Genomic DNA, 13,315 nt, shown 5'->3' with positions numbered 1-13,315 from the left:
ATCTCAGAACTGGATGACTTTGACGCCGGCGATGTACATTCTGGCGGGAAAAGCGCCGGGATCGCCCGGCTCGCCCGCCGGACCGCCGACGGCAACGTCCATCAGCATGTACCACGGCCCGGCGCCGACCAGGTTCGGCATGGCGCAATAAGGCTTGTCGTTGAGGTAGTAGACGATCTGCTGCCTACCGACGTGGCAGCCGAAGCGGTTGAACCGGGAAAAAAGGTCGACGCCTTTTTCAACCAGGCTGAGAGGCATCGCCGCGCCGCGGGCGTCGGGTCCCTTCTCGCCCTGCCAGTGAATGCTGGAGAATATGACGTCGTCCCGATACCGCGGCGATGTGATGATGTAGGCCTCGAGGACATCGATTTCCGGCGGCCAGCCGGGGCTGACGGGTAACAGCCACAGCGCTGGCCAGCTGCCTGGAATTTTCGTCAGCCTGACATTGAACTCAACGTAACTGTCGAGCGTAATGCGGTTGAACAAGGTACGTGATGTCACCATCGCAGCGGAAAATTTGAACGACGTCTCCTTCTGCCAGCCCGGCACCAGTTTGCCGCCTTGCCCATCCGACAGCCCGTCCTGGTGGTACTCGGCCTGAATGAAGCGGCAACCTGTTGCCGCGTCTATTCCCCACACCATCGTTTCCGGATTGAGCGAGGGGTCGGCATAGTAGCCCAATTCCTTGTTGCCATCCTGACGGCGTCCGCTGGCAAGACGGCTTTGCCAGCATGGCACGCCGCCGGCCGTAAATCCCTCGTCGCTGGCGAAATCGCGGTCGAGCAGTCGATCGGAGAATATCACCGAGCCGTGCGAAGGAAGCTGTGGCAGTAGCACTTCGTCACTGACATAGGAGGTCGCGATCGAGTGCCGGTCGCCCAGTCTCACCTCACCACCGGCGCGCGCAAGACCGAAAAGGGGATATCCAAAGTCCGATATCCGGAAGACGATTGACTTGCCCGCTTCAAGCGGCCGCACAAGGCGGATCTTCACCAATTTGACCTGCTCGCCGGGATGAAAGATCAGAAAACCTTTGGCGACGATGAAGTCGGCGCCGGCCGTCGCCTCGCCCGGCAAGACCCCGATCGTTCCGATTCCGTTGAGCGTTTCATACTCCAGCACGATCGTGCAGGCGGTGGTCGCGTTGAGCCTGACGGGCACTTCCGCCCAGAGCTCTGCGGGTCCGACCGTCGTATCCACGACGGCGATGGTGGCGTCGCCGATCGACAGCGCGCCGTCCGCCGCGGCCGGCGCGCCGAAGAGCGTTAGCGGGCCGACAGTCGTCACTGCAAGTCCGATCGACCCCTTGAGCAGTGTTCGTCGCGTTGCTCGCGTCATCTCGGCTTTCTTACGCCAGAACGAACAGGCCCGAGCGGCTCACGGCTATTTGCCCGCCACGCTGTCACCGGCTCCTTGTCTCCCGAAAGTGACGCCCGGAAGAGAAGCCAAATGACACGACAGATTGCACTGCGAGCGCAATGAGGCCCAGCGGGACAGCGAGGGCAAGCGCTCCAAATCTGCGTTTGGCGATCGCGTATTGCGCCGCTGTGCGCAGCTCGGTCCGCAGTGTACGAAGCCCTTGCCAGTCGCGCCGGCGCCAGGTCGAGCTGAGCCAGCGCAGGATGAAGGTCGCGCGGGTGTCGGGCCGCAGGATGTACTTGGCATAGAAGCTGCCGCGGCCGCGATCATAGGAATGGAGCAACGCCGGAACCTCCGCTGCGGAGCGGCCATGGTCGTGCTGCACGGTCGGACGGGGGTCGAAGCAGGCATCGAATCCCGCCCATAGCACCGCAGTCACCGCATCAATGTCCTCGCAGGGGAAGCGCGTGCCCGCGCCGAGCTCGGGATCGATGCCGCCGATGGCCTGCAGCGCCTCGCGCCGAAATGCGAGGTTTGCGCCCTGCAGCGTCCCAGCCCTGACAAAGGTCCGCTTTGGATAAACGCGCGTTGCTTCACTTTCCTCGATCGTGATCCTGGCGTGGTTCGGATTGTAGAGCAGAATACGGCCTCCGATCACCCCTGCGCCGGGATGATCGGCAAACGCCGCGAGGATGGCGTCAACATAGTCGGGCGAAGGATAGCAGTCGTCATCCGTGAAGGCGACGATCCTGCCGCGCGCGTTTTTCCAGCCAAGATTGCGGGCAGCGCCCAGTCCTATTCGCCGGCCGAGAATGTATCTCGAAACCGTGTCGTCGGCGAACGCACGCTGCAGCACGGCCGCCGTATCGTCGGTCGATGCATTGTCCACCCAGATCACCTCGTAGCCGTGACTGGTGCTCAGCGCCCGCAGCGCGCCCAGCGTTCCCGACAGGCGGCTCGCACGATTGCGCGTGCAGATTACGATCGATACCTCGATCTCGGTGGTTGGATCAGCATCCACAATCAGGTCCTGCGCATGTCAAAAGGCGGGGGAGAATGACAGCCGGTGTTCTCCTCCCGGCGGCGGCGATCTCGGAGCGCTGTCTACAGGCTGGCATGGGTATCGTACCATCCGGGCAGCGAGCCGCGTTGGCCCGTAAAGAGCTTATAGGCGGCCTTGAACGGCAAGGCCAAAACAGGAAACTTGGCCAGCAAGGAGTCGTCGCCGAAGAACCGATAGTCGCGGAATATCGATCGGTAGCGGCGGATGATGCCGTCAAAGTCCAGCCAATCACCGCCGAGATCCTCGCCAAACGGACCGGAGGCGCCGCCTTCGAAGACATGCGCGACCTTTGAGCCGTCAAGCGCCCTGGTCTCAACCCGCGATCCCGGAATTCGCTGCTGTTGCACGGCTTTGAACTTCCGGTAGCCAAGCTCGCGCAGCAGGCCGAGCTGCGCCTCAACCTCGTCAAAGTCGACCTTGTCGGACTCGACCGAGACATATTGAGGGCGGTTAGGCTGCTGCTTCAGTCCCTGCAATACCAGCTGGTCGGCTCCCTCGACGTCGACCTTGAGGAAATATGGCACGCCGCAGGAGCGATAGATTTCGACAACGTCAAGGCGCGGCAGCACGATGCATTCGCTCTTGTGGCCCAATTTCTCGGTGCGCTCGGCCCTGTTCCTGTTGATCGTGCTCAGCACGGAGTCCGAACTCTTGTAGAAGGTGATCGTGGGTCCCTCGGACTCCGGCGCGATTGCTCCCTCGATGATCCGCAATTGCCCGCTCGCGACTTCGTTGCGAAACCGCGCCTGGCAGTGCTGGACGAGCTCAGGGTTGGCCTCGATCCCGAGAACCCTGAACCCCTTCTTGAGATAGAACGCCGTGTCTTCGCCCTTGTGCAGTCCAACGTCGTAGATCAAGTCTGCAACCATTGAAGCACCTGCTTGTTACATCAAGGCCTCCAAATGATCGTGCCGGCCATCGTCTTGTGAACGTGGCCGGCTTTGGGCCGCCGCCTTAAGCGGCCGCCCTGGTATTGCTGCGAACTTGCCGTTCGATCCATTCATAGGTCTTCTCGAGACCGGAGCGGAGTGTCGCGGACGGCTTCCAGCCAAGCTTCTGGCCGATCAGGCGGTTGTCCGAATTGCGGCCGCGCACGCCGAGCGGACCGGGGATGTGCTTCTTGATCACCTTCTTGCCGGCGATGTCGGAGACGAGATCGACGAGCTGGTTGATCGTGACCATCTCCTCCGACCCGACGTTGACGGGACCTTCGAAGTCCGACCGCGTCAGGCGGATCGTGCCTTCCAGGCATTCATCGATATAGAGGAACGAGCGCGTCTGGGTGCCGTCGCCCCAAATCTCGACCTCGCCATGATTGGAGGCCTGGGCAACCTTGCGGCAGACCGCAGCGGGCGCCTTCTCCTTGCCGCCTTCCCAGGTGCCCTCGGGCCCGAAGATGTTATGATAGCGCGCGACGCGGTTTCGCATTCCATAGTTTCGGTTGTAGGCGAGATACAATCTCTCCGAAAACAGCTTCTCCCAGCCATATTCGCTGTCGGGCGCCGCCGGATAGGCCGAATCTTCCGCGCAGTTCGGATTGTCGGGATCCTTCTGGTTATGCTCCGGATACATGCAGGCCGACGACGAATAGAACATTCCACGCACGTTCCGCTTCTGGCAGGCGTCCAGCATGTTGAGATTGATGGTTGCCGAATTGTGCATCACGTCGGCATCATGTTCGCCAGTGAAGATGTAGCCGGCGCCGCCCATGTCGGCGGCGAGCTGATACACCTCGTCAAACTTTCGGTCGGTGATCTGTCGGCAAAAATTCTGATCACGAAGATCGCCGACCACGAAATCATCGGCCTCGGTCTCCGCGAATGGCGGAAATTTCAGGTCGACGCCACGCACCCAGAAGCCTTCACGCCTTAGCCGCTTGACGAGGTGCCCACCAATGAAACCACCTGCGCCGCAGACAAGAGCGGTGGGTATGTTCTTCGTCGCCATTAGATTTTCCTTTTCGCAGTTGTCGCATCGATAGCATAGTCAAATACTGTTTCGAATCGGTCCGTTACCGCTTTGATGTCGTAATTTTCGAGCGCAAATGACCTCGCCTTGGCCGCGGCATTTGCTCTCAAGGTTTCGTCATTGAGAAGCTGCAAGGCAGCCTTTACAAAGGCCGGCTGATCGACGGGATCAACGACCAATCCGGCGCCATTGCGGCGAACGAGATCGGAAGCAAGATTCTCCCTGGGTGCTGCAAGCAGGACTGGACGTCCGGCGCAGAAATAGGATTGAACCTTTGAAGGCACCGAGAATATTCCCGCTTCCGGTTCGATCGTCGCAACGGCGACGTCCGCGGTGGCGAGCACCAGGGGAAGATCCGCAAAAGGCTGCAGCGGCAGCAGGATGAGATTGTCGAGCCCGAGCTCGGCCTTGGCTTGCTCGAGATGTGCGACACCAACGCCCTGGCTGACGGTCACAACGTTGGCGCGTCCCTTCACCGCCCTGGCGAGCTGTACCAGGAGGTCCGGATTGTGCTTCAGCCCAAGCGTGCCCGAATAGAGAAAGTTGAACGAGTTGTACAGCCCGTATCGGCGTGCCCACTCGTTGTCCTTCGGATAAGGCGCGATATCGTTCAGCGCACCCCAATTCTCGATCACAAAGACGTTGGCTTCGGTGCCGGTCCATCTCGCAGCGAGAGGCGAGAAGGCGTTCGTGATGACGACGACCGCATCGGAGCTCTGGAACTGCCGCCGCTCAAGAAACCGATAGTAGGCTCCGATCATGGCGCCAGGTGGCCCCAGCTTCTTGCGCAACAGCTGCGATACGGCGACGCTGTAGAAATCCTGGACCCAGAACACGAACTTCGAGTCGGTCCGCTTGCACGCGTTGACGATGGCCGATTGCGCCTCCGTCGGCGTATTGCCGGAGATAACGATGTCCGGCTTGTCCGAATGCACCAGTTTTGCAACCGCCTTTCCGTAGGCGACATCGTCGAACCTGCGGCGCACGAAGGACGCTTTGTCGTAGGGGCGGGACAGCTTCACTCCGGTAAAGGACAGGCGATCGGGATCGACGGACGATCTCTCGAGCTTGCCCTTCGGGCCGAGGTCGCCGTGGAAATACGCGTGGCTGACTTCATGTCCGCGAACGGCCAGTTCGCGGCTGAGATCGACCTGGAACGGGTGCCCCGCGTAGTCGTGGACGAAGATCTTCATGATAGTCGCACCAATCTCGCAACCGAAACGTGGCCGTTATGAGAATGCTCGCGACGCGAGATCGCCAGCCATGTGTCGATGGATCGGAGTTGTTTGCCTTTGGTCTGCATTATCTTCAATTTCGAACCTTGTCGAACGCCGCATGGTTTGGCGTGCCTGCGGGCACACTGCTTGAATATTGGACATCAGCGGACTGCTTCATAGTTGCGGCTTCTATTCGACGAGTAAGAAATTCTTGTGTCGATTGTGAATTCAAATTCGGTGCCAAGTGGCGGGAGCGGCGAGCAACACCCAAGCAGCGCCACTGGCACGTGCCCAAAAGTCGTCGAGGCATGCGTTCTTGCCTCAAAGCGGCCACATAGGCAGGTCTACGAAGCGACTGCGCGCGCAGTGTGCCGTTGGAGCAGATCCAATTTTTTGGGGTCCCTATGTCATCTAGGTTCATTGCTGCCGCGCTGGTCGGATGGCTCGCAGCGTGCCAAGCGGCCTTTGCCGATCCGATGACGCTGGATTTTTCCTGGCGCGGGTCCACGGGCTGCGTCACGCTGTTCCCAAATCCGGAATTCCATCTTCGCAACATTCCCGAAGGCGCCAGAATTCTGTCAATTACGCTGACCCAAGGTGTAAGGGAAATGGGCGGGCAGGAATTGCCGATTCCGGTGGACGGCATTCTGCCGTCCGGGACATTCCGAACTTTCGGCCCATGCAATCCTGCCGTGTACCAATGGACGGCGCAGGTCAAATCGGCGACCGGACAGGTTCTTTCCGAGGCGCGTCAGGCGCGCTTCTATCCAACCGATGAGCTTGCGCAGGACAAACCTTGACCCCCGGCCTAGTCAGGTCCGGGAAAAATTTGCATATGACACGTCCTTGAACGTGCGCCGTATTGTCCCCGCGATTGCGAACGGGGCTTCAATGGCGTCGAACAAATCGTCGAATCGATCTCCCGAGTTCCACATCTCGCGACGTCCCCTTGTTGCGACATTTTCCTGCAGTCGTGCGGAGCGCAAATGCAAATCATGTCACTGTCATCGTCGCATGATCAATTCGGACCTGCTCGGGGGAACTCGCCGTATTCTTCCACCGCCGAAACGTCACCCCCTTACCGACGGAACGAGTCTGGGTTCCACGCAAGCTAGCTAAGCCACGCGAGCCTGACTTGCGGATTTTGCATGCTGCGGCTCATCCGCTCGCGCGGACGTGCTTGATTTTCAGGCGACCTCTGCAAAGGAACTCGGCGGACGCGTGCCGACATGCACAAGTTCCTTGCACGTTTGTTGCTCGCCCGAAGTGCGCGCGAGCGATAGCTGTTCGCTCCTTGCATCCGGGGCAGAGGAGCCGCAATTGCCGTCTGTTCCTGGATCGCGAAGAAGCCGTATTTTGAATCGATAGGTTGGTATTCCGCCCGGGGTCACCGCCGAGCTACTTTGAAAGAGAATATTGCGCGAGGAGTTGGGCCCATCGAATTTAGGCGGAAAATCCGAGTATCAAGTTCAGCCTGTTTCCATTTTTCGAAGGCCAGCCCGTCATGATGTATGTGCGCGAAAGCGTCTCGTGGTCGGCGTGCGCGCAGTTGCGTCAACGACTTGTAGGGTCGATCGCCTGTTTTGACAGCCTGCCCAGCCGCCATCGCGCCGGAGAGGCGGCATGACCAGGACGGTATTGGTCACCGGCGGTGCCGGATATGTGGGCTCCCACTGCTGCAAGGCGTTCGCCAAGGCTGGCTGGAATGTGGTGACGCTCGATAACCTCTCGCGCGGCTGGCGCGACGCGGTGCGTTGGGGCCCCCTCGTGGAATGCGATGTTCGCGATCCACTCGAGGTGCGTGGCGCGCTGGAAAAGTATGAGCCGGATCTGGTCGCGCATTTTGCGGCGTTCGCCTACGTTGGCGAGTCGGTAGAAAATCCGGCGATGTACTACGAGAACAACACCGCTGGCACGCTTGCGCTGCTGAATGGCATGCGTGCGGCGGGATGCCGCCATATCCTGTTCTCAAGCACTTGCGCCAGTTACGGCGTCCCCCAGCACATTCCCATCGATGAAAGCCATCCGCAGGCGCCGATCAACCCCTACGGTTGGTCGAAGATGATCATCGAGCGAATGTTGGAGGACTTTGGCAGGGCCTACGGCATCGGATCTGTTTCCTTGCGCTATTTCAACGCCGCTGGTGCTGATCCGGAGGGAGAAATTGGCGAGCGACACGAGCCCGAAACCCACGTCATCCCCCTCGCGATCGAGGCCGCGCGCCGAACCGATCGGCCATTTACAGTCCTGGGCACGAATTTTCCGACGCCCGACGGCAGCGCCATCAGGGATTATGTCCACGTCAACGATCTCGCGCGAGCCCACTTGCTCGCAGGCGAAATGCTGGTCGAGCGGGGCGGCACTCATGTGTTCAATCTGGGTACCGGCGTCGGCACCAGCGTGCTCGAATTGATCGAGGCGGTGAGGCGTGTCGCCAGGACCGAGCTGGTCGTGCGCCGCGGTCCGCGTCGTGAGGGCGATCCCCCCAAGCTCGTTGCATCGTTCGCAAAGGCCGAGCGAGAGCTCGGCTGGCGGCCGCAGCACTCCCATATCGAGTTCATCATCGAGACCGCCCTTGAGTGGCGGGACCGTCATCCGCCCGTTTGAAGCAGCAACGAAATGACCACGCTCGCTTCCATCGCATGCCTGCCGTTAGGGGAGGGCGTCACGCACGTGGCGGTGACGTTGCCCGCGGACATTGCCGAAACAACATTGCGCGAGGGCATGACCGTGTTTTGGCACGGTGACCGTCCGATCGGCCACGTGCTGGTGCACGAGGGGCAACGGACCGGCTCGAACATCGATCACGTCGACGCCGACTACCTGCTGGCAATCAAGGATGAACTGCAAAGGCAAGTCAGGCCGACTGTCTCGGCAAGTGTGGTGATCTGCACGCGGGACCGGCCGGATGAGCTGGCCGCATGCCTTGCGTCGTTGCCCAGGCAGAGCTGCCGGCCGCGTGAGATCATCGTGGTCGATAATGCGTCACGGGATCGGCGGACGCGGGATGTCGCGCTGGCCGAGGGAGTCATCTATATACGCGAAGACAGGCCAGGGCTCGATGTCGCCCGCAATACCGGCGTGCTTCGCGCAACCAGCGACATTGTGGCCTTTACCGACGACGACGTCCTGCTTCACCCCCACTGGCTGGAGCGGCTGGTGGCCGCATTCGATCAGCCACAGGTCGCCGCCGTGACCGGGCTCGTGCTTCCGGCAGAACTCGCAACCGAGGCGCAACGGCACTTCGAGACCTATTGGGGATTTGGCAAAGGCTATCGGGAGCAAGACTTCGATAGCTCATGCTTCAGCGGCGCTTTCCCCGCGTGGGATGTCGGTGCCGGAGCCAGCATGGCTTTCCGCCGCGACGTGTTTGAAAAGGTCGGTCTTTTCGACGAGCGTCTCGATGTAGGCCAAGCGGGCTGCTCTGGAGATTCGGAATATTGGTACCGACTGCTCGCAAGTGGCCATAAGTGCCGCTACGCACCTTCTGCTGTGGCCTTCCATTCTCACCGACGGACAATGGAGGCGCTCGCAAGCCAAATCTATTATTACATGCGAGGCCACGTTGCGGCCCTACTGGTCCAATATGAACGAACGGCGCTCGCAGAAAACCGGGTGCGTGCGTACCTGTATCTTCCGGCCTGGTATTCTTATCGGCTGCTTCGCAGAGCCATCGGTCGCAAGCGCATTGACGACCGTTTTCTCAACGAGGAGATAGCCGGCTGTGTGTCCGGCATTCGCTTCTATCACCACGAGGGGAAGCGGAAATGACGGCCGGTTCGCTCACGTCGATCGTAATCCCCGCTCGCGACGCCGAGAAAACCATCGCTCGTACCCTCGAAAGCCTGCTGGCCCAAACCGACCCGAGATGGGAAGCCCTGATCGTTGACGACGGCTCTGTCGATGCAACGCCCGCTATCGTTGACGGGTATGCGGTGCGAGATGCCCGCTTTGTTGCCCTCAAATCCGATGGGCGGGGTGTATCGACGGCCCGCAATGTCGGCCTTTCTAACGCAAACGGAGAACGGCTTCTGTTCCTCGATAGCGACGACTGGATTGACGAGCAATTTCTGGTCAAAATGAACGCGGCGCTGGATGAAAATCCTTCTGCGATCGCCGCGTGCTGCGATCATTGTCGAGTCACGCCTGACGGCGACCAAACGCCTCGCTACAGCAATGCACGAGTTGCTATCAATCCATTTGAAGCTTTCGCGCGCAGCTGCCCAGTTGCCGTTCACAGCGTCCTTGTCAAGAAAAGCGCCGTCCTGGGAGTTGGTGGTTTTGACGTCAAACTTCGCACCTGCGAGGAATGGGACCTGTGGCAGCGGGTTGCGCGAACCGGCGGCAGCTGGATCCATGTCGATGAGTTGCTGAGCTATTATTGGTCAAGCGAGCATTCCCTGTCCAGCGACCTCCGGCAAATGCTGGCTGATGGGAATGTTGTTATTGCTCGCGGATTTTCCATCGACGAACGGGTGGAGAACCCGGCGCCGGAGCATCAAAACGGAGCATCTGCCGCGCACGGAAGATCGCAGGCGGCAGCACATGCCTATTTTGCACTTTGGTGCCGCGGCATAAATTGCGTCCGCGGGACGGGGAGCCGTCCTTCAAGCGAAGTTTTTGCCGACATACCGCAATCAGAGACAGCGGCGGATCAGATCGCCTTTTGCCTGCTGGACGCAATCGCGGTGGGTGCCCGGGCAACGCCGGCGAAGTTGGCCAGTCGCTGGACGCTGTTTGGCGCGCATGTGACCGAACTGATCAGCGCAATCGGACGGGCCTGGAACGATCCGGCGGAAGCCCGAAAGGTCCAGTACCGATTTGAGCGCATGCTGCTCGACTACGACGACCTTTCGGCTCCGCGCGAACTTGCTCTGACACTCGGCCTCCGCGTCGATCTTCGGCAGCTTCCGGCGTTCTGCCCGCCCAATCATGTGGACCGGCTTTACGTCTACATTTGCGATGGACCGCAAATACTGGCTTTGCTCGACGTCGGGCTGCTCGGCGCGGTGGATGTCGAGTTCTGGACGAAGCTTGTTCACGAGCACCTCGCTCATTTGCATATTCAAGTCCGCAAGCGCCGGCGATCTCCGAGCCGACCAGCCAAGTTGATGAGACGTTTTCGGCAGCTTGCGCGCAGCAACCCGGATGGTCATCAGCATCGTCTGCAGGTGTTGCAGGACCGTGTGTCGAGCGAAGCCAAGTCAAGGCCCGCTTCAAGCGCCCCGATGTCTGGTGGCAGGGAGAGCCATGCCGTTGAAGAAGGCCCACGCGACGTTGGACGTGAGTTGTTCTGGGAAAGGTTCTTTCAAAAAGAAGACCCCTGGAACTACGGCTCGCCCTACGAGCAGGAGAAATATCGGCGGCAACTGGAATTGCTGCCGCCTGAACCGGCGGAACGCGCCATCGAGCTGGCATGCGCGGAAGGGCATTTTAGCCGGCCACTGGCGACGAAAGTCGGGCACCTACTGGCATCCGACATTTCACCAAAAGCGCTCGAGCGGGCTCGCCTGCGATGCAGCGGAATTTGCAATGTGGATTTTCTCAAGCTTGATCTGTCGGCCGACCCTCTCCCCGGCGAGATGGATCTCATCTGCTGCTCCGAGGTGCTTTACTACCTGAATGACCAAGCCGAATTGGCGCTTGTCGCACAAAGAATCGCGGCGGCTTTGCGTCCTGGCGGTCATCTCATAACGGCGCACAGTTTCGTCTTGAAGGACAACAGAGACCGGACCGGGTTCGATTGGGAGAATCCGTACGGGGCCGAGACGATTGCGCGGGTGATGGCACAGCTGCCCGATCTTGCGCTTGAAGCATCGATACAAACCGAGCTCTATCGCGTCGATCGCTACAGGCGACTGAAGCCGGGCGAGGTCGCGCCGGGTCCGCAGGTCACGATTGCGCGAATAGAGGCGCCGATTGAAAGCGAGGTTGCGCGATTCATCGTGTGGAATGGCGCTGTTAGGCTCCGATCGGAGGTCGTGCAATCGGAGCGGCGCACGCACGTTCCTATCTTGATGTACCATCGGATCGCGACCGATGGACCGGAAGAGCTCGCGCGCTATCGCGTCGATCCGGATGCGTTTGCGCAGCAGATGTTGTGGTTGCGCAGAAACGGCTACCATACGATCAACTCGGAGCAACTGGCATGGTTTGTCGCAAACGATTGCCCGTTTGAGGGCAGGCCGCTGCTGATCACCTTCGACGACGGATATGAGGATTTTGCCGAACAGGCGTGGCCTGTATTGAAAGCCAATGATCTGTCCGCCGAGGTGTTCATTGTCACTGATCTGGCGGGCCGGCGGGCGGAGTGGGATACATCGTTCGGAACGCCTGCGCCGCTGATGGATGCCGACAGGATTGTCGCGCTTGCCGGCGAAGGTGCAATGTTTGGCAGTCACCTTGCGCGCCATCCTCGAAGCGATCGGCTCTCAAGCTCGGAACTTGCGGAAGAACTGCTACGGTCTCGTATTCAGCTGGAGACGTGGCTGGGGCGGCCGACGACGTCGCTTGCGGCTCCGTTTGGATGCACCGATCAGCGGTTCAGAATTCTTGCGGCGGAGTGCGGCTATAAATCCGTATTCAACACGGCCGACCGGGCTGCCAGTTTGAAAGATGATCTGCTCGATTTGCCGCGTATCGAAGTCAGAGGAGATCGTAGTCTGGACGCGTTTGTGCACTGCCTGGAGCAGTATCAATGAGTACCGGTACGCACCTGGTCAGTGTAGTCATTCCGGCCTTCAACGCCGGCGCGACGATCGACGAAACGCTTCGCAGCGTCCGATCCCAGTCGCACGAACGGCTCGAAATCATCGTGGTGGACGACGGCTCGACCGATGACACGCTCGCCGTCGCCGAGCGGCATGCGGACCAGGATCCCCGTATCAAGATCATGAGGCAGGGCAACGCAGGCGTGGCGGCGGCTCGCAACGTCGGATGGCAGGCAGCTCGTGCGGAATTCATTGCGTTCATCGACGCCGATGATCTGTGGGCGCCGTCCAAGATCGAGCGACAGCTCCAGGTGATGATTGATGGAGGAGAGCGGACGGGCCTCGTCTACAGTTGGTACGCCTGGATTGATGCGAAGAGCCGCGTGAACGTCAAATCCGATCCGGTCTACCATGCGGGCGAGGTGCTGGACTATCTGTTCGAAGGCAATTTCATCGGCAACGGAAGTTCGGCAATGGTCCGCCGAGAAGCCCTGGTTGCTGCAAATGGGTTCGAGAGCGGCCTCCGGGCGTCGGGTGCGCAGGGGTGCGAAGATCTGCTGTTCTATTGCCGGGTTGCGGAAGCGTATCACTTCGCGGTGGTTCCTGAATATGAGATCGGCTACCGTTACCTGCCGAACAATATGTCCAGCGACATGACTCGGATGTTCCGCTCCTGGATGCTGGTTGCGGACGAGATGGCGGCTCGCCATCCCGATCGCGTTGCCCTGCTGGATCGGGGAATCAGCAACTACGCCCGATGGCTGCTTCGAAGAGCGCTGATCGGCGGCCGATTGGGGTACTTTGCATCGGTCCTCGCGCTGTTAGGCCGGCGGAACCCCTTGTTGGCCGTCAAGGTCGTCGCGCTCGGTCTGCCGCGGGATATTGCCTCTGCGGCGTGGTGGATGTCCCGCGGTCTGCGGCACAGAGAGCTCCGACGGCCGCCGCCGTCGTTTCTGATCGGCGACCCCAATCAATCTCGATGTTAGACGCTGGCGACA

Annotated in this window: 10 protein-coding genes; 5 read left to right on the top strand and 5 right to left on the bottom strand. The window is 60.3% G+C overall.

Annotated features, from left to right (window positions below; genetic code table 11):
- Positions 1-3 precede the first annotated feature (3 nt).
- The 5 genes from NL528_RS33715 to NL528_RS33695 all read right to left on the bottom strand — a co-directional run bounded on the left by NL528_RS33715 (position 4) and on the right by NL528_RS33695 (position 5,583).
- Entirely contained in the window at positions 4-1,338 is a 1,335-nt protein-coding gene (locus tag NL528_RS33715; protein ID WP_309178676.1) for a family 16 glycosylhydrolase, read from the bottom strand.
- A 64-nt stretch (positions 1,339-1,402) separates the two neighbouring features.
- Entirely contained in the window at positions 1,403-2,380 is a 978-nt protein-coding gene (locus NL528_RS33710) for a glycosyltransferase (RefSeq protein WP_309178675.1), read from the bottom strand.
- An 83-nt stretch (positions 2,381-2,463) separates the two neighbouring features.
- Positions 2,464-3,291: an FkbM family methyltransferase gene (locus tag NL528_RS33705; protein ID WP_309178674.1), complete on the bottom strand. Its 828-nt coding sequence runs from the start codon at positions 3,289-3,291 to the stop codon at positions 2,464-2,466.
- An 85-nt stretch (positions 3,292-3,376) separates the two neighbouring features.
- Positions 3,377-4,369, bottom strand: a complete 993-nt coding sequence (locus tag NL528_RS33700) for an NAD-dependent epimerase/dehydratase family protein (protein WP_309178673.1) — start codon at positions 4,367-4,369, stop codon at positions 3,377-3,379.
- Positions 4,369-5,583, bottom strand: a complete 1,215-nt coding sequence (locus NL528_RS33695) for a glycosyltransferase family 4 protein (protein WP_309178672.1) — start codon at positions 5,581-5,583, stop codon at positions 4,369-4,371. Before NL528_RS33695 ends, NL528_RS33700 begins: the two co-directional genes overlap by 1 nt.
- A gap of 398 nt (positions 5,584-5,981) precedes the next feature.
- Between NL528_RS33695 and NL528_RS33690 the strand changes: the two genes are divergently transcribed.
- From NL528_RS33690 to NL528_RS33670, 5 genes are all read left to right on the top strand, one after another.
- Positions 5,982-6,407, top strand: coding sequence for a hypothetical protein (locus NL528_RS33690; RefSeq protein WP_309178671.1), 426 nt, complete (start codon positions 5,982-5,984; stop codon positions 6,405-6,407).
- 823 nt (positions 6,408-7,230) lie between these two features.
- The gene (gene galE / locus NL528_RS33685) at positions 7,231-8,214 is read left to right on the top strand and encodes a UDP-glucose 4-epimerase GalE (RefSeq protein ID WP_309178670.1); all 984 of its coding nucleotides are present in this window, start codon (positions 7,231-7,233) and stop codon (positions 8,212-8,214) included.
- A gap of 12 nt (positions 8,215-8,226) precedes the next feature.
- Positions 8,227-9,378, top strand: a complete 1,152-nt coding sequence (locus NL528_RS33680) for a glycosyltransferase (RefSeq protein ID WP_309178669.1) — start codon at positions 8,227-8,229, stop codon at positions 9,376-9,378.
- Positions 9,375-12,308 (top strand): glycosyltransferase, encoded by a 2,934-nt coding sequence (locus tag NL528_RS33675; protein ID WP_309178668.1) that lies wholly within the window; start codon positions 9,375-9,377, stop codon positions 12,306-12,308. Before NL528_RS33680 ends, NL528_RS33675 begins: the two co-directional genes overlap by 4 nt.
- Positions 12,305-13,303: a glycosyltransferase family 2 protein gene (locus NL528_RS33670; protein ID WP_309178667.1), complete on the top strand. Its 999-nt coding sequence runs from the start codon at positions 12,305-12,307 to the stop codon at positions 13,301-13,303. The genes NL528_RS33675 and NL528_RS33670 overlap by 4 nt, the downstream gene beginning before the upstream one ends.
- Positions 13,304-13,315 lie beyond the last annotated feature (12 nt).

The organism is Bradyrhizobium sp. Ash2021 (assembly GCF_031202265.1).
Lineage (GTDB): Bacteria > Pseudomonadota > Alphaproteobacteria > Rhizobiales > Xanthobacteraceae > Bradyrhizobium.
This window is presented reverse-complemented; position numbering and strand designations above follow the sequence as displayed.

Coding starts and splice junctions, on each gene's coding strand:
- galE (WP_309178670.1), top strand. CDS start 7,231: ATGACCAGGACGGTATTGGTCACCGGCGGTGCCGGATATGTGGGCTCC.
- NL528_RS33705 (WP_309178674.1), bottom strand. CDS start 3,291: ATGGTTGCAGACTTGATCTACGACGTTGGACTGCACAAGGGCGAAGAC.
- NL528_RS33695 (WP_309178672.1), bottom strand. CDS start 5,583: ATGAAGATCTTCGTCCACGACTACGCGGGGCACCCGTTCCAGGTCGAT.
- NL528_RS33680 (WP_309178669.1), top strand. CDS start 8,227: ATGACCACGCTCGCTTCCATCGCATGCCTGCCGTTAGGGGAGGGCGTC.
- NL528_RS33675 (WP_309178668.1), top strand. CDS start 9,375: ATGACGGCCGGTTCGCTCACGTCGATCGTAATCCCCGCTCGCGACGCC.
- NL528_RS33715 (WP_309178676.1), bottom strand. CDS start 1,338: ATGACGCGAGCAACGCGACGAACACTGCTCAAGGGGTCGATCGGACTT.
- NL528_RS33700 (WP_309178673.1), bottom strand. CDS start 4,369: ATGGCGACGAAGAACATACCCACCGCTCTTGTCTGCGGCGCAGGTGGT.
- NL528_RS33670 (WP_309178667.1), top strand. CDS start 12,305: ATGAGTACCGGTACGCACCTGGTCAGTGTAGTCATTCCGGCCTTCAAC.